The organism is Streptomyces sp. NPDC002490, assembly GCF_040296045.1.
Lineage (GTDB): Bacteria > Actinomycetota > Actinomycetes > Streptomycetales > Streptomycetaceae > Streptomyces.
Window position 1 is genome coordinate 1 of sequence record NZ_JBEOWM010000066.1, and the last position, 19,652, is coordinate 19,652.

The following is a 19,652-nucleotide window of genomic DNA, read 5'->3' on the forward strand; positions in this document are numbered from 1 at the left end:
GGCGGCCGCGGCGAGGCCCTGGCCTCCACCCGGACCGTGTTGCGGCTGGGCGGCTGGAACGTGCTCGTGGAGTGGTTCGCCCCGCCCCGCACCCCCGTCGCCGTCAGCCGCGCAGGGCCTGAACCGCGGCTTCCAGACGCTTGCCGAAGTCCCCGTCCGCCCGGCGGAAGTTGTCGACCGCGCGCTCGGCGATGTCGTCGCGCGACACCTTCGCGATGAACCCGGCGAGGTTCTCGATCAGACGGGACTTCTCGTCCTCCGCCATCAGCCGGTAGAGGTCACCGGCCTGGACGAAGTCGTTGTCCTCGGCGTGGCTCGGCGCCGCGGTGTTGCCGGTGGGACCGGTGACCGGCGTCGCCGCCCACAGCGGGCGGTCCGTCTGGAACGGTCCGCCGAAGCTGTTCGGCTCGTAGTTCTTGGCGCCCTTGTGCCGGCCGTCGTACAGGAAGCCGTCCCGGCTGTTGGTGCGCGCCTCGGTGGCGTGCGGACGGTTCACCGGCAGGTGGTCGGCGTTGATGCCGACGCGGTAGCGGTGGGCGTCGCCGTAGGCGAACAGCCGGCCCTGGAGCATCTTGTCCGGGGAGGGACCGATGCCGGGCACGAAGTGCGCGGGGCTGAAGATCGACTGCTCGACCTCGGCGAAGATGTTCTCCGGGTTGCGGTTGAGCTCCAGCTTGCCGATCTCGATCGGCGGGTAGTCCGCGTGCGGCCACACCTTGGTGAGGTCGAAGGGGTTGAAGCGGTAGTTGGCCGCCTCGGCCGCGGGCATGACCTGCACCTGGACCGTCCAGGACGGGAACTCGCCGCGCTCGATGGACTCGCGCAGGTCCCGCTGGTGGCTGTCCGGGTCCTCGCCGGCCAGCCGGTTGGCCTCGGCGGAGGTGAGGGTCTCGATCCCCTGGTCCGTCTTGAAGTGGTACTTGACCCAGAAGACCTCGCCCGCCTCGTTGGTCCACTGGAAGGTGTGCGAGCCGTACCCGTTCATGTGGCGGTACGAGGCCGGGATGCCCCGGTCGCCGAAGAGCCAGGTCACCTGGTGGGTGGACTCGGGGCTCAGCCCCCAGAAGTCCCAGACGTTGTCCGCCTCCTGGGAGCCGGTGTACGGGTCCCGCTTCTGGGTGTGGATGAAGTCGGGGAACTTGATGGCGTCCTTGATGAAGAACACCGGGGTGTTGTTGCCGACGAGGTCGTAGTTGCCCTCCTCGGTGTAGAACTTCAGCGCGAAGCCGCGCGGGTCGCGCACCGCGTCGGCCGCACCGAGGTTCCCGGCCACGGTGGAGAACCGCAGGAAGACCTCCGTCTCCTTGCCCACCTCGGAGAGGAACTTCGCCCGCGTCCACGCGGAGACGTCCTGGGTGAGGGTGAAGGTGCCGTAGGCGCCCGCCCCGCGCGCGTGGACCACGCGCTCCGGGATGCGCTCGCGGTTGAAGTGCGCCAGCTTCTCCAGCAGCGACTGGTCCTGCACCAGCACGGGGCCGCCGACACCCGCGGTCTCGCTGTTCTGGTTGTCGGCGACCGGTGCGCCGGCCTCCGTGGTGAGCGGTCCCTGCGACGTCACGTGCGCCTCCTGCGTCATGTCGAGCCAGTCCTGTGCCTTGGCCAATGCCGTAGCTGATCCTACAATGGACAATGTCTAAGTCAAGCAACTCTCCAAAGTCACACCCGTTCGGGACCGCGGTCCCCCTGCTGTTAGGCTGGTGCGCATGAGTGACCTGTTGGAACGGCTGCGCGGACGGGGCTGGCGGTTGACCGCACAGCGTCGCGTCGTGGCCGAGGTCCTCGACGGCGAGCACGTCCACCTGACCGCCGACGAGGTGCACGCGCGCGCGGTGGTGCGGCTCCCGGAGATCTCCCGGGCGACCGTCTACAACACCCTCGGCGAACTGGTGGCCCTGGGCGAGGTGCTCGAAGTCTCGACGGACAAGCGGGCCAAACGGTACGACCCCAACGCCCACCGCCCCCACCACCACCTGGTGTGCGCCTCCTGCGGCGCGATCCGCGACGTCCACCCGGCCGGCAACCCGCTGGCCGACCTCCCCGAGTCGGAGCGCTTCGGCTTCACCGTCTCGGGCGTGGAGATGACCTTCAAGGGCCTCTGTCCCTACTGCACCGGCACCTAGCGAGAACGCACGGAGGGGCGCCCGGACGGGTTCCGTCCGGGCGCCCCTCCGTGCGTCTCTTCGTGCGTTCCCCGTGAGGAACGCACGAAGGCCCGGAGGCTGTGCGCCTCCGGGCCTTCGTTTCAGTAGCGGGGACAGGATTTGAACCTGCGACCTCTGGGTTATGAGCCCAGCGAGCTACCGAGCTGCTCCACCCCGCGTCGGTGAACCCGACTCTACGTGACGGGTGGGGGCGGGAGCAAATCGGCGGGTCAGACCTTGCGGGCCATCCCTCCGGCCATCAGCCGTTGGGCGACGGTGAGCGGCTCCGCGACCGGCTCCTCCGGGCGCCACAGCGGCAGCGAGACCACACCCGGCTCCAGCAGCTCGTAGCCGTCGAAGTAGGCGGTGATCTCCTCGGTGGTGCGGAAGCGCCCGGTGCCGAGCAGGTGCAGCATCGTCTGCTCCACGGCACGGGCCTCCGGTCCGGTGTCGCAGAAGGCGGTGATCACCAGATGGCTGCCGGCCGGCACGTGGGACATGTACGTGTCGACGATGCCCTTGGGGTCCTCGTCGTCGTGCAGGTGGTGGAGGATGCCGACGAGCAGCACGCCGACCGGCTCGTCGAAGTCGATCAGGCGTCGGACCGCGGGCTCGGCGAGCACCGTCGCCGGGTCGCGCAGATCGGCGCTGGAGACGCCGGTGTTGGCGTTCTCCTCCAGCAGGGCCCGACCGTGCGCGAGGACGATGGGGTCGTTGTCCACGTAGACCACCCGGGCCTCGGGGTTGACCCGCTGGGCGACGTGGTGGGTGTTCTCCAGCGTGGGCAGACCGGCGCCGAGGTCGATGAACTGCCTGATCCCGGCCTCGGCGGCCAGGTAGCGGACCGCCCGCCCGAGCACCGCACGGTTGAACCAGCCGACGTCACCGATGTGCGGCACCGTCCGCTTGACCCCGTCGGCGACCACCCGGTCGACCTCGTAGTTGTCCTTGCCCCCGAGGACCGCGTCGTAGACCCGCGCAATGCTGGGCTTGCTCGTGTCGATTTCCTCCGCCACCGCACCTCTCCGTCCTGTGTCACCCCCAGGGGTGATATCCAGCCGCCAGGTTAACCCCCGTGCGGTGTCCCACAGTTGTCCCGTGCAGGGATTTCTTCGGAACTGACGGACGGTCAATTGTGCGCCCCGGGCCGGCGGGCCCGGACGGACCTACGCCGTGAGCTCCTCGTCCAGGGCGTCCCGCAGCCGGGCGGCCCGGGCGGCGACCTCCTCGGGCCCCAGCGACACCGCGAGTTCGGCCCACCGTTGCCCGTCGGCCAACTCCCCGCGCCGCGCGTGCAACAGCGCCAGCCGCAGCGCCGACCGGCCGTGCCCCGCCCGGGCGGCCCGCTTCCACCACAGCGCGGCCTCGGGCTCGCTGCCCTCGCGGGCGAGCAACAGCCCGAGGTTGAAGGCGCCGTTGCGGCTGCCGGCCTGGGCGGCCGCCCGGTACCAGTGCGCCGCCCGCACCACGTCCCCGCGCGCGGAGGCGAACATCCCCACCCGCACCTGGGCCTTGCGGTGGCCCTGTTCGGCGGCGCGCTCGTACCACTCCTCGCACTCGGTGCGCTCCTGCGCCGGCTCCCCCAGCCCGTGCGCGGGCGCCGGCGAGCGGCGGGCGTCCAGCACGGCTGCCAGTCGGTAGGCCGCCTCCGCGCTGCCGCCCCCGGCCGCCCGGCGCAGGTGCCGTTCCGCGTCCTGTTCCTCGCCCTCCCGCAGCCGGGCGATGCCGACGTGCAGGGCCGCCTCGGTGTGCCCGGCGGCGGCGGCCCGGGCGTACCAGCGCACCGCGCCGGCCTCCTCGCCGCGCCCTTGGTAGAGGATGCCCAGGTTGAAGGCGGCGTCGACGCTGCCGGCTTCGGCGGCCTTGGAGAACCAGGGTTCGGCGCCCGCGGCGTCCCCGCTCTGGAGGAGGAGCACAGCGAGCGCGTTCGCGGCCTCCCGGTGCCCGGTGTAGGCGGCCTGGCGGTACCACTGCTCGGCCTGGGCGTTGCGGCCCTGTTCGGCGCTGAGCAGCCCGAGGTTGTAGGCGCCGTTGACGTCGCCCGCGGTGAGCGCGGCGCGGTACCAGCGTTCGGCGGTCTGCGGCTCGCCGCGGTGGGCGTGCAGGGCGCCCAGGGCGTTCGCGGCGTTGCCGTCGCCGTCCTGGGCGGCCCGCAGCCACCACACGGCGGCGTTCTCCACGTCCCCGGCGTCGCGCAGCAGGAAGCCCAGGGCGCAGGCGGCGCGGGCCTCGCCGTCCTTGGCGGAGGTGAGGTACCAGCGGCCGGCCTCCTTGAGCTCGCCGCGGCGCTCCAGGATGGCGCCCAGGTGCAGGGCCGCCTGGCGGTGCCCCCGGGCGGCGGCCTGGCGGTACCACTGCTCGGCCTCGGACCCGGTGCCGTCCCGGGGGCCGCTCCACTCGTCGAGGGCCCGGGCCAGCCGGTAGGCGGCCTCGCGGTGACCGCGTTCGGCGGCGGCGCGCATCCACTCCTCGGCATCGGCCTCGCCCCGGTGCTCCAGCAGGTCGGCGAGGGCGTACGCGCCGAGGGCGTGGCCCTGTTCGGCGGACTGGCGCAGCCAGTACTCGGCGGCGGGTTCGTCGCCGCGCTCGCGCTGGTGGCGGCCGAGGGCGTGGGCGGCGGCGGCGGAGCCGGCGACCGCGGCGACCCGCCACCAGCCGGCCGCCTCGTCGGCGTAGCCGCGCTGGTGGAGCAGGACGCCCAGGTTGTTGGCGGCGGCACGGTCCCCGGCCGCGGTGGCGGCGCGCAGCAGGGGTTCGGCGGCGTCGAGGTCGCCGCGGCGCAGCAGGAGGGCGCCGAGGACGCTCATCGCCTCCGGGTCACCGGCGGCAGCGGCGGCGCGGTGGCGTTCCTCCTCGGCCGCCGCGCCGGTCTCGTCCCGGTCGACGGGCTGCACGAAACGCCCCGTCTCCCACAGGGTCGCCTTGTCCCCCATAACGTTCATCGTCGCACCACCCGCACCCTGGGCACATCTGGCACACCGCAGTAAGCAAGGTCACTACAGCGCTTTGTCGACATGCCCACACAGAGACAAGTCAAACTCGTTGGCCCCAACTCTCCCTGACGCTCGTGCCCTTGATTACGCCCCGCACACGGCGCGCGTTCAGACCGCACCCGACCACACGCACGGCGAAGGCCCGGAAGCCTGGCTTCCGGGCCTTCACCTTCAGTAGCGGGGACAGGATTTGAACCTGCGACCTCTGGGTTATGAGCCCAGCGAGCTACCGAGCTGCTCCACCCCGCGTCGTTGTGATCAACCCTAACACGGGTGCACCCCCCGCCCTCACGGGCGGGGGGTGCACGGGTGGGACCGGGGTCAGGTCCGTTCGGCGGGCTTCTCGGGCTCGGCCGGCTCGTCGGCCTTGCCGTCCGCGGGCTTCCCGCCCTCGGCGGGCTTGCCCTCGGCCTCGTCCCGGTTCGCCTTCGCCTGGGCCTCCTCGGCCCGTTGCAAGGCGTCCTGGAGCTTCTTCTGGGCGTCGCCGTACGCCTTCCAGTCGCCGTCCTTCATGGCCTGCTGGCCGTCGTCGAACGCCTCCTGGGCCTCCTGGAGCGCTTCCTTGACCGTCGGGTTCTCACTCGGCGGTGCGGTCGGCTCCCCGGGCTGTTCCGGCTCCTGCTCGCCCGGCTCCACGGGGCTCGGCTTCTCGGCACCGAAGACGACGTTCAACGCCTTCTCCAGGGTCGGTTCGAAGGCCGTCTTGCCGTCGTAGTTCACCAGCACCCGACGCAGCAGCGGGTACTTCAACCCGCCGCCGCGCACGTAGACGGGTTCCGCGTAGAGCAGTCCGCCGTCCAACGGCACGGTCAACAGGTTGCCGTACTCGACTTCCGAGTCACCACCGCGCAGCAGCCTGATCTTCTCGGCGATGGCGGTGTCCGAGTTGAACTTGCTCTGGACCTGCTTGGGCCCGTCGATCGTCGACGCGGACGGCATCTTCAGGATGCTGATCTTGCCGTAGTCCTTGCTGCCCGCCTCGGCGTTGACCGCCATGAAGGCGCTGAGGTTGTCCCGACCGCGCGGGGTGAACGTGGTCGTCAGCGAGAACTCCTGCGCCTGCTGGTCCGGCATCCGCATGCTCAGGTAGTACGGCGGCACCGCCTTGCCCGACCGGTTGGTCGGGTCGTCCGGCACCTGCCACACCTCGCTGCCGCTGAGGAAGGCGTCGGCGTCGTCCACGTGGTAGCGGGTGAGCAGCTCGCGCTGGACCTTGAACAGGTCCTGCGGGTAGCGCAGGTGGTCCATGAGCGTCTGGGAGATCTCGCTCTTGGGCTGCACCGTGTCGGGGAACGCCTTCATCCAGGTCTTGAGGACCGGGTCCTGGGTGTCCCACTGGTAGAGCTTCACGTCGCCGCTGTACGCGTCGACGGTCGCCTTGACCGAGTTGCGGATGTAGTTGACCTGGTTCTGCTGGGCCACCACCGCACGCTGGTTGTTGCGCTCGGTCAGCGAGTCCGCCGTGGTGTCCCCCAGCGTGGTGCGGGACGCGTACGGGTAGCCGTTGGTGGTGGTGTACGCGTCGACGATCCACTGGACGCGACCGTCCACGATCGCCGGGTAGGCGTCGCCGTCGATGGTCAGCCAGGGGGCGACCGCCTCGACGCGCTCCTTGGGCACCCGGTTGTAGAGGATCTTCGAACCCTCGCCGATGGCGCCCGAGTACAGGATCTGCGGCTCGCCGAAGGCCACCGCGTACGCGGCGCGGTTCAGCGGGTTGGACAGGTTGACCCCGCCGCCGCCCTTGTAGGTGGTGGTCTTCTCACCGGTGTCGTCGGAGTAGTCGATCTCCTTCTGCGGGCCGCCGACGATCGAGTACTGCGTCGTCTTCTCGCCGAAGTAGATCCGCTGCTCGTAGTCGCCGGGGACCAGGTCGCCCTTGGAGGGCAGGTCCGACTCGGTGAAGACCGGGGAGCCCTGGGCGGTGGCCTCGGTGCCCTTGGCGGCGACCACTCCGTACCCGTGGGTGTAACGGAAGTGGTCGTTGATCCAGTTGTGCTTGGGGATGCCGCTCAGGTCCAACTCGCGCAGGCCGATGACGGTGTCCTGCTCCTTGCCGTCGGCGCCCTTGTAGCGGTCGACGTCGAGGTTGGCCGGGAAGCCGTAGTAGTTCCGCATCTGCTGGAGCTGCTGGAACGTGGGCGAGACGACGTTGGGATCGATCATGCGCATGCTGGCCGCCTTGTCGGCGTCGGCGCGCAGCTTCGCGCTGTCGGTCTCCTCGCTCTTGCCCGGGTAGTCCGTGACCTCGGCGTCCGCGATCCCGTAGGCGTCGGTCGTCGCCTCCAGGTTCTTCTGGACGTACGGCGCCTCCTTGGCCTGCTCGTTCGGCTGGACCTGGAACTTCTGCACGATCGCCGGGTACAGGCCGCCGATCAGGACCGCCGACAGCACCATCAGGCCGAAGCCGATCATCGGGAGCTGCCAGGTGCGCCGCCACAGCGTGGCGAAGAACAGCACCGCGCAGATGATCGCGATGAAGAACAGGATGGTCTTCGCCGGCAGGTAGGCGTTGGCGTCGACGTAGCGCAGGCCGGTCCAGTTGTCGGTGGACTTGAAGTCGCTGGACTTCACCGCCAGGCCGTAACGGTCCAGCCAGTAGGCGATCGCCTTCAACGTGACGAAGACGCCCAGCAGCACCGACAGGTGCCCGGTGGCGGCGGCCGTGGCCCGCCCGCCGGGGCTGGTGACCCGCAGCCCGCCGTACAGGTAGTGGGTCAGCGCGGCGGCGATCAGCGAGAGCACCACCGCGGCGAAGCCGAAGCCGAGCAGGAAGCGGTACCAGGGCAGGTCGAAGGTGAAGAACGACACGTCCAGGCCGAACTGGGGGTCCTTCTTGCCGAACGGGACGCCGTTCACCCACTGGAGCCAGGTGCGCCACTGGCCCGCGGCGGACGCGCCCGCGATCAGTCCGACGACCGCGGCGACCCCGATCAGGATCCACTTCTTGTACGGGGCGATCCCCATCCGGTAGCGGTCGAGGTTCTGCTGCTCCAGCGACATGGCGCTGAGCGGCGGGCGCAGCCGGTGCGCCAACCACACGTTGACCCCGACCGAGGCCGCCATCAGCAGCCCGAAGACCAGGAACAGCCCGACCTTGGTCCACAGGGTCGTGGTGAACACCGACGAGTAGTCCACCGACCGGTACCACAACCAGTCCGTCCAGAACCCCGCGAACATGATGAACACCATGGCCAGCACGGCCAGGATGCCCAGTGTCATGAGCAGGGTGCGGACCCGTCGGGAGGGTCGACCCACTCTGATCCGTGGCCCGGTCGGGCCTCCGCCGCGGTCCGGCATCTGGAAAGCCAAGGTGCGCACCTCGAAGTCGCTGTAGTTCTGCCTCCGGGCTCCCGCGAACGCCGGAGCCTCACCTATGCAACTTACTGATGCTTTACTCGGTTCCCGGTTCCGGGGGGCCAACGAGGCAGGATTTTGCCCTCGGGCCGTCTCCGGGAGCGGCGCTCCCGGAGGTCTTGCGCGCGTGCTCGGTCCCCGTTCCGCACGGGCGCCCCCGGTGGCCGGGGTGACCGGAGGCCCTGGACGGCCATCGCGCCCCGGTCACGGACGGCCGTCTCCGGCGCACCGGGCGGGCGTGACATCCCCGGAGTGCCCCTTCGATGTCGCCGTGGCATCATCCTGGCGTGGAATCTGAGAAGCGGATCTCCCTCCGCCTGCCCGCTGACCTGCATGAGCGCCTCGTCGAGAGGGCCCGGACCGATCGGCGGTCCGTCAACTCCGAGATCATCCACCTGCTGGAGGTCGCCCTCGGGCCGGCGGGTGGGGACGACCGGTCGCCCTGACGGCGACCGCCCGTCCCGGGCCCCCTGCGCGAGGGCTCCGCTTCTTCCCCGGCCCGTCGGCCGGCGGCATCTTCGAACGGAACAAGGTTGACCATGTCCAACACCGCCACTTCAGGCACCCCGATGGCCGCCGGCCCGCTGACGCGGGCCGTGCTGGAGATCGACGAGTACGTCTCCGGGCTGGGCTGGGACCAGCCCGCCCGGCTGTTCGCGCTGGTCGACACGGATCGGCTGCGGTCCCAGGAGCCCACCCTCGCCGCCCGTCTCGGCCTCGCCGACACCGAGGATCCCGCCGCCACGGGCTCGCTGACCCCGATCGAGCAGGACGAGGTGCCGGCCGGAACCGCGCTGGACGAGTTCCTGGGCACCATCGCCTGGCCGGACGCGGTGGTGGGGTGCGCGCTCTCGGTGGAGCGGCTGATGCTGCCGCCGTCCGCCGAGGCGTCCGTCCCCGCGGACCTGGACGGGGCGGAGCTGGCCGGGTGGGTGGCCCGGCACCCGGACCGCGAGGAGGTGCGGATGACGGTGGCGGTGCTGCGGGACGGGAGCCGTGAGTCGGCGTTGCGACTGCGCACGAAGGATTCGGCGACGGACGTGCTGACCGGGGCCGACCTGGTGCCGGGTCTGGCGGACGCGTTGACGGCGACGTTCGCCGAGTAGGGGTCCGCCGTTCCCGGGCGGGCCGCGGCCCGCCCGGGAACGGCGGTCGGTCAGCCCTTGGCGCAGGTCGGGAGCTGGTCGGTGCGGCCGGCGCGGATGTCGGCCAGGGAGCTCATCGCGTCGTCGATGGTGTCGACCTCGACCAGGGTCAGTCCGTCCGGCACGTCCTCGGCGGCGCTCTCGCAGTTGTCCTTCGGGGTGAGGAAGTACTCGGCGCCCTGTTCCCGGGCGCCGACCGTCTTCATCTCCACGCCGCCGATCGGCCCGACCTTGCCGTCGTCGTCGATGGTGCCGGTGCCGGCGACGAACCGGCCGCCGGTGATGTTCTCGGGGGTCAGCTTGTCGACGATGCCGAGGGCGAACATCAGCCCGGCGCTCGGGCCGCCGACGTCGGCGAGCTTGATGTCGATGCTGAACGGGAAGGTGTGGTCGGTGCCCGCCTCGATGCCGACCACGGCCCGCCCGCCGTCCTCGGACTTCCGGGTGGTCACGGTGACGTCCTCGGTGCGGGTGGGTTCCTTGCCCGCCTTCTCCGCCGCTGCGGCGTCCTTGGCCGGGACCACGGTGAACACGACCTTCTCGCCGGGTTCGTGCCGGGTGACCAGTTCGGCGACGTCGGAGGGCTCCTCCACGGGGCGGCCGTCCACGCTCCGGATCACGTCCCCGGCGTGCAACCGGCCCTGGGCGGGGCTGCCCTTGACCACCGAGGAGACGATCACCCAGGACCGCACCGGGATGTCCAGCTCCCGCAGGGCGGCGACCTTCGCGCTCTCCTGGGACTGGCTGAACTCCTCGGCGTTCTCCTGGTTGGACTGCTCCTCCGTCTTGCCGTCCGGGTAGAGCGTGTCGTGCGGGACGACGATGTTGTCGTGGGCCAGCCAGCCGTAGACCGCCTCCACCAGGTTCATCCGGTAGTCGGCGCTGGTGACGCGGACCGTGGTCATGTTGAGGTGGCCGGTGGTGGGGTACGTCTTGCGGCCGGAGATCTGGAGCACCGGTTCGCCGTCGTGCTCGCCGAGCGTGTTCACGGTGGGTCCCGGGGACATCTCCGAGTACGGCGTCTTGATGAACACTCCCGCGCACAGCAGAGCGATCAGCAGCACGGTGGAAGCGAGCATCGTCGTGGTGCGGCGTGGCATGGAACGACAGTACGGGACCCGGCGGTGATCGCACCGCCCGGTCGCCCGGACGGGTCGGCGGCGCGGGTCGGCTCAGGGGGCGTCGGAGTGGGTCCGCTCCATCGCGGCGCGGAACCGCTCGTACCCGGCCAGTTCGGGACCGTCGCCGGTCCGTTTGGTCCTCGTGGCCCAACCGCCCCACAGCCCCGCGCCGAGCGCGGCGAGGAGCGGAATCAGCAACCAGGCGAGCGCCGCCATGCCGACCTCCCAACCGGATGGATACCCGTAACTGACCGATCAGCAGATTAACCATCCGCAGTGACAACGCTCACGCCGGGGGGCGGGTTACGCAAGCGGGAACCCGGGAAGGGGGCGGCGCCCCCGCCCGGGGGCGGAGGCGTGGCGGACGGCGCGCGGGCCGGGTGCGGGGGCGCGCGGGGTCAGCAGGCGCCCACCCACTCCTCGGTGCCGTCCGAGAAGCGTTGGTGCTTCCACAGGGGCACCTCCCGCTTCAGGTCGTCGACGAGCCGGCGGCAGGCGTCGAACGCCTCCGCCCGGTGCGGACAGGACACCGCGACGACCACTGCGAGGTCGCCCACCCGGAGGTCTCCCACCCGGTGCAGCACGGCGAGGCCGCGGACCGGGAAGTCCGCGGCCACCTTCTCCGCCACCCGGCGCAGCTCGGCCGGGGCCGTGGGGTGCGCGTGGTAGCCGAGGCCCGTGACCCGTGGCTCGTCCCGACCGCCGTCGTGGTCCCTGACCGTGCCCACGAACAGCGCGGTGCCGCCGGCGGACGGGTCGCCCACCGCGGCGAACACCTCGTCCAGGGAGAGCGGTTCGTCACGCACCGCGACCAGTCGCACGGCCTCGGCCCCGGATCGGTCGCCGCTCGTCTCGTCCATCCGCATGCGTCCACCCTAGGGGCCGGGGCGCCGGGCAGCCCGCGCGGACGGCCCTGCCCGATCGACCGCGCGGGGCCGCCGGGTGCGGGGCCGCGGGTCAGATGCGCCGTCGGGCCTTGCGGGCCCGGCGGACCAGCGCCGCGGTGCCGAGCAGCGCCACCGTGGCGCCCGCGGCGCCCGCGGCCGTCGCGTCCTTGCGGCCGAGCCGGCGACCGGCGACGGTGTGCCGTCCGGCGACCTCCGCCAGCAGCTCCGCGAGGACCTCCTCGTTGGTCCACTGCGGGCGCCACCCGGCGGCGTGCAGCCGGCTGCCGCTGACCACCCACGGGTACATCGTGTACGCGAGGTCCCCGGCCGGTGACGGGGTGAGACCGATGCGGTGCAGTCGGGCCGCGGCGCCGAGCGCGACGGCGGACGGCAGCTCCATGCGGCGGATGCCGCTCAGCTCCTCGACCTCCTCCTGCTCCAGCCACCCCTCGCACCCGACGGCGACCTCGCCCTCCACCTTCTCCAGCACCGCGTACTCCAGCGCCCCGCACAGGTCCTCGACGTGGCAGAACTGCCAGGCCGGCCGGGAGCCGGCGACCACCAGCAGCCGCGGCGACTCGAAGTAGCGGGTGAGCGCCGTGTCGGTGCCGCCGACCAGCACCGCGGGACGCACCACGGTGACGTTGAGCCCGGGGTGCGCCCGGGGCGCCCGACGGGCGAGGCGCTCGATCTCCAGCAGGTCGCCGACGCCGGTGGCCTCCGCGGTGGCCCGCAGCTCCGCGTCCTCCGCGAGCGGCAGCTCGTTGTCGGCGAGCGCCCCGTACACCATCGCGGAGGTGCACAGCACGACCCGGCGCACCCCGACGGCGGCGGCCGCGGTGAGCACGGTCTGGGTGCCGCGCACGTTGTAGGCGCTGCGGGCGGCGGCGTCGGTCTCCAGGTCGAGGTCGAGCGCCAGGTGCACCACCACGTCGGCGCCGCGCAGCTTCTCCGCGATGGCCGGGTCCCGGACGTCCAGGACGTGCCACTGGGCGTCCTCGCCGGCGCCGCGCCGCTCGTCGATGGCGACGACCCGCCCCACCTCCTCGCTGTCGAGGAGCCGCTCGACGAGCAGCGCACCGATTCCGCCCGCCGCGCCGGTCACGGCGACGACGGGCCCGCGCGGCGGGCCGGCCGTGTGGTTTCGCGCTGCGCGAACCTGCTGATCTGGGGAACTCACCGGGCGTCTCCAGCGGTTGTCTTCAGTACGTACGGCCTGTGACGCGTACGTACCAGGTGGCACCCATCCTGCCGCAGGCCGGGAGTCGGCGGAGCACCGAGGCCCGATCGGCCCGGGGTGTCTACGCTGGGTGGTGACGCAGCGCATCGCCGTCGGGGAGACCGGCGGCCCGACGAGCCGAGGAATCCCGTGAGTGACACCCCATTCGGATTCGGCCTTCCGCCGGAGGAGCCGGAGAACGGCGACGGCAAGGAGAAGGACCAGAGCGGTGGTGGTCAGGGGCCTGCCAATCCGTTCGGTTTCGGGCTGCCCGGCTTCGGCGGGCCGGGCGGCGACAACCCGTTCGCCGCGATGTTCGGGTCGATGAACCCCAACGACCTGGGCGCCGCGTTCCAGCAGATCGGGCAGATGCTCTCCTACGAGGGCGGCCCGGTGAACTGGGACATGGCCCAGCAGATCGCCCGCCAGACGGTCTCCCAGGGCACCCCGGACGGCACCAAGGACGCCAGTGTGGGCCCGACCGACCGGGCCTGGGTGGAGGAAACGGTCCGGCTGGCCGATCTGTGGCTGGACGGGGTCACCTCGCTGCCCTCCGGCTCGGGCTCGGCGGTGGCGTGGAGCCGCGCCGAGTGGGTCGAGGCCACCCTCCCGGTCTGGCGGGAACTGGTCGATCCGGTCGCCGAGCGGGTGGGCGCGGCGATGGGCCAGGTGCTGCCCGAGGAGATGCAGGCCATGGCCGGCCCGCTGATCGGGGTGATGCGGTCCATGGGCGGCGCCATGTTCGGCACGCAGATGGGCCAGGCCGTCGGCGTCCTCGCCGGCGAGGTCGTCGGCTCCTCCGACATCGGGCTCCCCCTCGGCCCCACCGGGAAGTCGGCGCTGCTCCCGTTGAACGTGGCCGCCTTCGGCAAGGACCTGAGCGTCCCCGAGGAGGAGGTGCGGCTCTACCTGGCCCTGCGGGAGGCCGCCCACCAGCGGCTCTTCGCCCACGTGCCGTGGCTGCGCTCGCACCTGTTCGGCGCGGTCGAGGGCTACGCCCGCGGCATCAAGGTCGACACCTCCAAGCTGGAGGACATGGTCGGCCAGCTCGACCCGTCCAACCCGCAGCAGCTCCAGGACGCCCTCCAGCAGGGCATGTTCCAGCCGGAGGACACCCCCGCGCAGAAGGCCGCCCTGGCCCGGCTGGAGACGGCCCTGGCGCTGGTCGAGGGGTGGGTGGACGCGGTGGTCCACGAGGCCGCCAAGCCCCGGCTGGGCTCCGCGGACGCGTTGCGCGAGACGCTGCGCCGGCGGCGGGCCTCGGGCGGGCCGGCGGAGCAGACCTTCGCCACCCTGATCGGGCTGGAGCTGCGTCCGCGGCGGCTGCGCGACGCCTCCCGGCTGTGGGCCTCGCTCAGCGACGCCCGCGGCACGGACGGCCGGGACGCCCTGTGGGCCCACCCGGACATGCTGCCCACCGCCTCCGACCTGGACGACCCGGACGGTTTCGTCCACCGCGAGCAGCTCGACTTCTCCGAGTTGGACAAGTTGCTCGGCGAAGCGGCCAGCGGGCGGGGCACCGCCCCCGACGAGGGCGACCGGGACGGCGAGGACGGCGACCGGGGCGGCGACGACAGCAAGTGAGCCTGTACGACGACGCGGTCTCCGTGCTGGACGGGTACGGGGACCAGGACGAACTGCGGGGCCTCTACCTCGCGCACCTGGCGGCCCATGCGGACGGGATGTGGAAGTCGTGCCGCAGCGGGCACCTCACGGCCAGTGCCCTGGTCGTCGACCCGGAGCGGGATCGGGTGCTGCTGACCCTGCACGGCAAGATCCACAAGTGGCTCCAGATGGGGGGCCACTGCGAGCGGGACGACGAGACCCTGGCCGACGCGGCGCTGCGCGAGGCCACCGAGGAGTCGGGCATCCCCGGGCTGCGGCTGCTGCGCGGGGGGCCGGTCCGGCTGGACCGGCACGAGACTCCGTGCGCCTGGCACCTAGACGTGCAGTACGCCGCGTTGGCGCCGGCCGGGGCGGTGGAGGCGATCAGCGACGAGTCGCTGGACCTGCGCTGGTTCGGCTACGACGAGGTGGCGAAGGTCGCGGACGCTTCGGTGGTGCGCCTGTTGGAGGGCACCCGCGCACTGCTGTGACCCGCGGGCCGGGCGGCCCGGTTCAGCCGCCGGTGTCGGTCGCACCCCAGGTGGGCGGGGGCGGTGCCGGCCAGCTCGGGCCGTCTTGGCCGTCTTCCGTGGGAGGCTCGGGCTGGGTGGGCACGGCTTTCGCATCGCGCCGGGGCAGGGTGGTGGAGCGCGGCCGGGGCACCTCGTCGCGGTTGACGTCGATGCCGCAGGGGGCGGCGGCGAGGGCGACGTCCGGGCCGCGCAGGGCCACCCGGCCGACGCCGGTCGGGTGCTCGGCGTAGGCGACCGTGCAGATCAGTTGCTCGACGGCGGTGTCGTCGAGCGTCTCCAGGGGGAGGGAGAGGTACACCTCGGTGACGTCCCCCCGGCCGGGGGCGGCGTTCACGGCGCCGGAGCCGGGCCGGGGCAGGGCGGTGCGCAGTCCTGCCGCCCGCTCCTCCTCGGTGGGTCCCCGCAGCAGGTCCAGGACCGCGCCGATGGCCCGTTTCCGCTCCGCTTGGGGGCCGGTCGGTCCCACCCCCCAGTCGGTGGTGGCGCGGGCCACCGGAACCAGCTCGCCGTTCGGGCCCCGGAAGAACAGCAGCAGCCAGTTGTCCTGGCCCGGGGCGACGTAGACGGTGGCGGGTCCACCGGCCTCGATGACGTCGGTGGCCTGCACCCCGCAGCCCACGAGGGCCAACAGGCCCGCTCCGCCCGCCCAGGCACGGCCGGCCCGGCCGCGGCGCCGGGCGCTCACCGGGCGCCCGGCGCGGTGTGCAGGGGCAGTTCCACGGTGAAGACGGCGCCGGCGCCGTCCGGGCGGTTGGCGGCGCGGACGGTGCCGCCGTGCAGGAGGACGTTCTCCTGGGTGATGGCGAGCCCCAGTCCGCTGCCGGTGGAGCGGACCCGGGCGGCGTCGGCCTTGTAGAAGCGGTCGAAGACGTGCGGCAGCGCCTCGGGGCGGATGCCGGGACCGCTGTCGGCGACCTCGGTGACGAGCAGGGGGGTGCCGTCCGCTGCGGTGGTCGTGCGGACCCGGACGGTGACGGGGGCGGCGCCGTGCCGCAGGGCGTTGCCGACGAGGTTGGCGACGACCACGTCGAAGCGGCGGGGGTCGAGGCGGGCGCGGACGCCTTCGGGGAGGTCGGTGCGGACCCGCTCGGGGTGGCCGCCGGTCCAGTGGCGGCCGTCCAGGGTGCGCCGGATCGTCTCGGCGACGTCGACCTCGTCGGTGTGCAGGGCGGCGGCGCGGGCGTCGAAGCGGGACATCTCCATCAGGTCCTCGACGAGCACGGCCAGTTTGCCGGTCTCGGCGCTGATCAGTCGGACCGCGCGGGCGGTGTCGGGCGGCAGGCGGGCGGCGTCCTCGTCCAGGACCTCGGTGACGGCGAGCATCCCGGCGAGCGGGGTGCGCAGCTCGTGGGAGACGTCGGAGGCGAAGCGGCGGGCGCGTTCCTCGGCGCGCCGCAGTTCGGTCACCGAGCGCTCCAGTTGGCCGGCGGACTCGTTGAAGGTGCGGGCGAGGTCGGCGAGTTCGTCGCTGCCGCGGACCGGGATGCGGGTGTCGAGCCGGCCGCTGCCCATGGAGCGGGCGGCGCGGCGCAGTCCGCGCACCGGGCGCAGCACGCTGCGGGCCGCGAGCAGGGCGGGCACCAGGGCGATGGCCAGCCCCGGCATGGCGCCCGCGCGGGCGGCGCTGACCAGGGCCTCGGTCTGGGCCTGTTCCTCCGCCATGGGCAGCACCGCGTACAGCACCAGCCGGGTGGGGAGCACCCCGTCGGGGCCGACCTTGAACACGGTCGGCACGCCGATGGTGAGGTAGGGCAGGCCGTCCTTGACCACCCGTTCAAAGGTGCCGCGGGGCCGGTCGGGCGAGGAGGCGGCGCGCCGGAGCCGGTCGGTGACGACGGTGGAGGTGGGGCTGGTGCCGGAGGAGACGCGCAGGGTCCCGTACTCGGCGAAGACCACCCAGGCCCGGGGTTTGCCCTTGCGGGCGATCCGGCGGAGGTCGTCCTCCAGCTTCTGGCGGGTGAGCGGCAGTTGCACGGCCAGTTGCTCGACCTGGTCGCGGAAGGAGGCGACGGCGGTGTCCTGGGCGGCGCTGAGGACGGAGTTGCGGGCCTCGCGGTAGGTGAGGGTGGCGGTGGTGCCGGCGCTGACGGCGGCGACCAGCAGGAACGCCAGCACGAGTCGGGTGCGCAGCCCGAAGGGCGCGATCCGGCGCCGGCGCCGGGCGGGGGCCGGTTCGGCGTCGGGCTGCGGGGTCCGGGGGCCGGGGGGCTGCGGTGCCGGGGCGGTACGGGGGCGGCGGATCACAGCGGGCCGAAGCGGTAGCCGAAGCCGCGCAGGGTCTGGATGTAGCGGGGGCTGCCCGGCACGTCCTCGATCTTGTTGCGCAGCCGTCGGACGCAGGCGTCGACCAGGCGGGCGTCCCCGTGGTAGCTGTGCTCCCAGACGTGTTCGAGGAGTTGCTGGCGGCTGAAGACCTGTTCGGGCGCGGCGCTCAGGTGGAGCAGCAGCCGCAGTTCCGACGGGGCGAGGTCGAGGGTGCGGCCCGCCTTGGTGACGGTGAGCCCCGCCCGGTCCAGGGCGAGTTCGCCGTGCGTTTCGACGGGGTGCCGGCCGCTGCCGGGCGGTTCCATGCGGCGCAGCACGGCGCGGATGCGGGCCTCGATGACCTCGGTGCGGGCGGGTTTGACGATGTAGTCGTCGGCGCCCGCTTCCAGGCCGATGACCACGTCGAAGTCGTCGCCGCGGGCGGTGAGCATGATGATCGGCAGTTGGCTGTCCTCACGGACCCGGCGGCACACCTCGACTCCGTTGACGCCGGGCAGCATCAGGTCCAGGAGCAGCAGGTCGGGGCGGAACGACCCGACGGCGGCCAGTCCTTCCTCCCCGGTGGCGGCGGTGTGCACCTGGTGGCCGCGGCGGCTCAGGCCGAGTTCGACGCCTTCCCGGACGGAGGGGTCGTCTTCGATGAGGAGCACGCGCGGCATGGGCGGATTATTCCAGTCGTTCGACGGGATGCGTTCAGGTGTTCGCACGGGTGGGTGCGGTCGTGGGGGTCGGGGAGCGGGTCAACGGCGCAGCCGCCGGGTGGCGGCCCCCAGCAGCCGGTCGAGTTCGGTGAGTCGCAGCGGGCGGGCCAGCAGCGCGAAGACGAGGACGACGGCGACGGCTCCCCCGCCGGCGGCGGCCGGGTGCCCGTACGGGGCGAGGGCGGTGACCGCGGCGTGCCCGAGGGCGGTGGCCGGTCCGGCGGCGAGCAACAGCCGCAGATGCGCGCCGAGGGTGGTGGACCGCCACGTCGAGCGCCGTGCGGACCGGCGCGAGCGCCGGCGCCGCCGGCCGGCCGACGCCGGGGTCAACCTGCGGTGCAGCACCCAGCCGGTGAGGACCCAGCCGACGAGGAGGGCGAGCGAGTACCCGCCGGCCATGCCGGTGACCGCGTACCGGGCGGGCAGCACCAGGTGGGCGAGCACGGCCAGTCCCGCGTTGAGGGCGGCGATCACCAGGTTCAGCAGGAACGGGGTGCGGGTGTCCGAGAGGGCGTAGAAGGCGCGGGCGAGCACGTACTGTCCGGAGAAGGCGACCAGCCCGGGGGCGAACGCCATCAGGGTGAGCGCCATCGCGGCGGTGTCCCCGGCGTCGGTGCGCCCGTACTGGAAGACCAGGGCCATGATCGGCTCGGCGAGCGCGAACAGGGCGCAGGCGGCGGGCACGATCGCGGCGGCGCAGGTGCGCAGCGCCCCGGACACGTCCCGGCGCACGGCCGCCGGGTCGTCCTCGGCGGCGGCCCGGCTCATCCGCGGGACGAGCGCGGTGACCAGCGACACCGTGACGATGCCGTGCGGCACCGCCCACAGCAGGTAGGCGTTGTTGTAGGCGCTGAACCCGAGGCCGCCGTCGCTGCCGAGGGCCGCGGCCCGTTCACCGGCGGTGGTGGCGAGCCGGGTCACCACCCAGTAGGCGGCCTGGTTGGTGAGGACGAGCAGCACCAGCCACCCCGCGGAGCGCAGCGGGCGGGCCAGGCCGCCTCCGCGCCAGTCGAAGCGGGGGCGCCAGCGGAACCGGGCGGCGCGCAGCGCCGGCACCAGGGCGAGGGCCTGGACGGCGATGCCGGCGGTGGTCCCCCAGCCGAGCAGCGCCCGCTCCCCCGCGGTGAGGGTGCCGCCCGCGCCGACCGCGAGGTACAGGGCGAACACGGCGATCACCACGACGTTGTTGAGGACCGGCGTCCACATCATGGCGCCGAACCGGCCGCGGGCGTTGAGCACCTGGCCCAGCAGGGTGAACACGCCGAGGAAGAGGATCTGCGGCAGGCAGGAGCGGGCGAAGGCCACGGTCAGTTCGGCCTGCTCCCCCTCGTACCCGGTGTACGCGCTCACGATCGCGGGGGCCGCCCACACCGCGATCGCCGTCAGGGCCAGCAGCGCCAGCAGGCAGAGCGTGAGCAGCCGGTCCGTCCAGGCCGCGCCCCCGTCGGGGTGCTCCTTGGCGGCGCGGACCAGTTCGGGGACGAAGACGGCGTTGAGGGCGCCGCCGATCAGCAGGGTGTAGACGACGGTGGGCACCGCGTTGGCGACCGCGTACCCGTCCGCGGCGAGCCCCACGCCGAGGGCCGCGGCGACGATCGCGGAGCGCAGGAAGCCGGTGGCGCGGGAGACCAGGGACCCGGCGGCCATGATCGCCCCGCTCCGCGCCACGGAGGGGGCGCGCCGAC

The 19,652-nt window shown here is 72.8% G+C and carries 17 protein-coding genes and 2 tRNA genes; 5 read left to right on the top strand and 14 right to left on the bottom strand.

Annotated elements, in window-relative coordinates; genetic code table 11:
• Nucleotides 1–103: 103 nt before the first annotated feature.
• Nucleotides 104–1,576, bottom strand: coding sequence for a catalase (locus ABT092_RS27985; protein WP_351248761.1), 1,473 nt, complete (start codon nt 1,574–1,576; stop codon nt 104–106).
• A 127-nt stretch (nt 1,577–1,703) separates the two neighbouring features.
• Here ABT092_RS27985 and ABT092_RS27990 point away from each other — a divergent pair, with 127 nt between their 5' ends.
• Nucleotides 1,704–2,120 carry a Fur family transcriptional regulator gene (locus ABT092_RS27990; protein WP_351248723.1) on the top strand — a complete coding sequence of 139 codons (417 nt, stop codon included), beginning with the start codon at nt 1,704–1,706 and terminating at the stop codon, nt 2,118–2,120.
• Between the two features lie 126 nt (nt 2,121–2,246).
• On the opposite strand, the gene ABT092_RS27995 is transcribed toward ABT092_RS27990, so the two are convergent.
• The 5 genes from ABT092_RS27995 to ABT092_RS28015 form a co-directional block, all read right to left on the bottom strand.
• Nucleotides 2,247–2,320 (bottom strand) — tRNA-Met (locus ABT092_RS27995).
• A gap of 51 nt (nt 2,321–2,371) precedes the next feature.
• The gene (locus ABT092_RS28000; RefSeq protein WP_351248725.1) at nt 2,372–3,157 is read right to left on the bottom strand and encodes an SAM-dependent methyltransferase; all 786 of its coding nucleotides are present in this window, start codon (nt 3,155–3,157) and stop codon (nt 2,372–2,374) included.
• Between the two features lie 150 nt (nt 3,158–3,307).
• The gene (locus ABT092_RS28005) at nt 3,308–5,083 is read right to left on the bottom strand and encodes a sel1 repeat family protein (protein ID WP_351248727.1); all 1,776 of its coding nucleotides are present in this window, start codon (nt 5,081–5,083) and stop codon (nt 3,308–3,310) included.
• 226 nt (nt 5,084–5,309) lie between these two features.
• Nucleotides 5,310–5,383 (bottom strand) — tRNA-Met (locus ABT092_RS28010).
• A 72-nt stretch (nt 5,384–5,455) separates the two neighbouring features.
• Entirely contained in the window at nt 5,456–8,434 is a 2,979-nt protein-coding gene (locus ABT092_RS28015) for a UPF0182 family membrane protein (protein ID WP_351248763.1), read from the bottom strand.
• A gap of 344 nt (nt 8,435–8,778) precedes the next feature.
• On the opposite strand from ABT092_RS28015, the gene ABT092_RS28020 reads away from it, so the two are divergent.
• Together ABT092_RS28020 and ABT092_RS28025 are read left to right on the top strand one after the other, a co-directional pair.
• The gene (locus ABT092_RS28020; RefSeq protein ID WP_351248729.1) at nt 8,779–8,937 is read left to right on the top strand and encodes an Arc family DNA-binding protein; all 159 of its coding nucleotides are present in this window, start codon (nt 8,779–8,781) and stop codon (nt 8,935–8,937) included.
• A 93-nt stretch (nt 8,938–9,030) separates the two neighbouring features.
• Nucleotides 9,031–9,597: a PPA1309 family protein gene (locus ABT092_RS28025; RefSeq protein WP_351248731.1), complete on the top strand. Its 567-nt coding sequence runs from the start codon at nt 9,031–9,033 to the stop codon at nt 9,595–9,597.
• Nucleotides 9,598–9,647: 50 nt separating this feature from the next.
• On the opposite strand, the gene ABT092_RS28030 is transcribed toward ABT092_RS28025, so the two are convergent.
• The 4 genes from ABT092_RS28030 to ABT092_RS28045 all read right to left on the bottom strand — a co-directional run bounded on the left by ABT092_RS28030 (nt 9,648) and on the right by ABT092_RS28045 (nt 12,824).
• A complete protein-coding gene (locus ABT092_RS28030) occupies nt 9,648–10,736 on the bottom strand; it encodes a YlbL family protein (RefSeq protein ID WP_351248733.1) in 1,089 nt (362 codons plus the stop codon).
• A 72-nt stretch (nt 10,737–10,808) separates the two neighbouring features.
• Entirely contained in the window at nt 10,809–10,973 is a 165-nt protein-coding gene (locus tag ABT092_RS28035; protein ID WP_351248735.1) for a hypothetical protein, read from the bottom strand.
• Nucleotides 10,974–11,155: 182 nt separating this feature from the next.
• On the bottom strand, nt 11,156–11,617 hold the full coding sequence (locus ABT092_RS28040; RefSeq protein WP_351248764.1) for a molybdenum cofactor biosynthesis protein MoaE: 462 nt from the start codon (nt 11,615–11,617) through the stop codon (nt 11,156–11,158).
• 97 nt (nt 11,618–11,714) lie between these two features.
• The gene (locus ABT092_RS28045) at nt 11,715–12,824 is read right to left on the bottom strand and encodes an SDR family oxidoreductase (RefSeq protein WP_351248737.1); all 1,110 of its coding nucleotides are present in this window, start codon (nt 12,822–12,824) and stop codon (nt 11,715–11,717) included.
• A gap of 189 nt (nt 12,825–13,013) precedes the next feature.
• Between ABT092_RS28045 and ABT092_RS28050 the strand changes: the two genes are divergently transcribed.
• Together ABT092_RS28050 and ABT092_RS28055 are read left to right on the top strand one after the other, a co-directional pair.
• Nucleotides 13,014–14,447: a zinc-dependent metalloprotease gene (locus tag ABT092_RS28050; protein WP_351248739.1), complete on the top strand. Its 1,434-nt coding sequence runs from the start codon at nt 13,014–13,016 to the stop codon at nt 14,445–14,447.
• The gene (locus ABT092_RS28055; RefSeq protein ID WP_351248741.1) at nt 14,444–14,959 is read left to right on the top strand and encodes an NUDIX hydrolase; all 516 of its coding nucleotides are present in this window, start codon (nt 14,444–14,446) and stop codon (nt 14,957–14,959) included. Before ABT092_RS28050 ends, ABT092_RS28055 begins: the two co-directional genes overlap by 4 nt.
• Before the next feature lie 22 nt (nt 14,960–14,981).
• On the opposite strand, the gene ABT092_RS28060 is transcribed toward ABT092_RS28055, so the two are convergent.
• The 4 genes from ABT092_RS28060 to murJ form a co-directional block, all read right to left on the bottom strand.
• Nucleotides 14,982–15,686: a hypothetical protein gene (locus tag ABT092_RS28060; protein ID WP_351248743.1), complete on the bottom strand. Its 705-nt coding sequence runs from the start codon at nt 15,684–15,686 to the stop codon at nt 14,982–14,984.
• Nucleotides 15,683–17,245: an ATP-binding protein gene (locus ABT092_RS28065; protein WP_502968521.1), complete on the bottom strand. Its 1,563-nt coding sequence runs from the start codon at nt 17,243–17,245 to the stop codon at nt 15,683–15,685. The genes ABT092_RS28060 and ABT092_RS28065 overlap by 4 nt, the downstream gene beginning before the upstream one ends.
• Nucleotides 17,242–17,925, bottom strand: a complete 684-nt coding sequence (locus tag ABT092_RS28070; RefSeq protein ID WP_351248745.1) for a response regulator — start codon at nt 17,923–17,925, stop codon at nt 17,242–17,244. The genes ABT092_RS28065 and ABT092_RS28070 overlap by 4 nt, the downstream gene beginning before the upstream one ends.
• 81 nt (nt 17,926–18,006) lie before the next feature.
• Complete coding sequence (gene murJ, locus ABT092_RS28075; RefSeq protein ID WP_351248767.1) at nt 18,007–19,614, bottom strand: murein biosynthesis integral membrane protein MurJ; 1,608 nt, start codon at nt 19,612–19,614, stop codon at nt 18,007–18,009.
• Between the last annotated feature and the right edge of the window lie 38 nt (nt 19,615–19,652).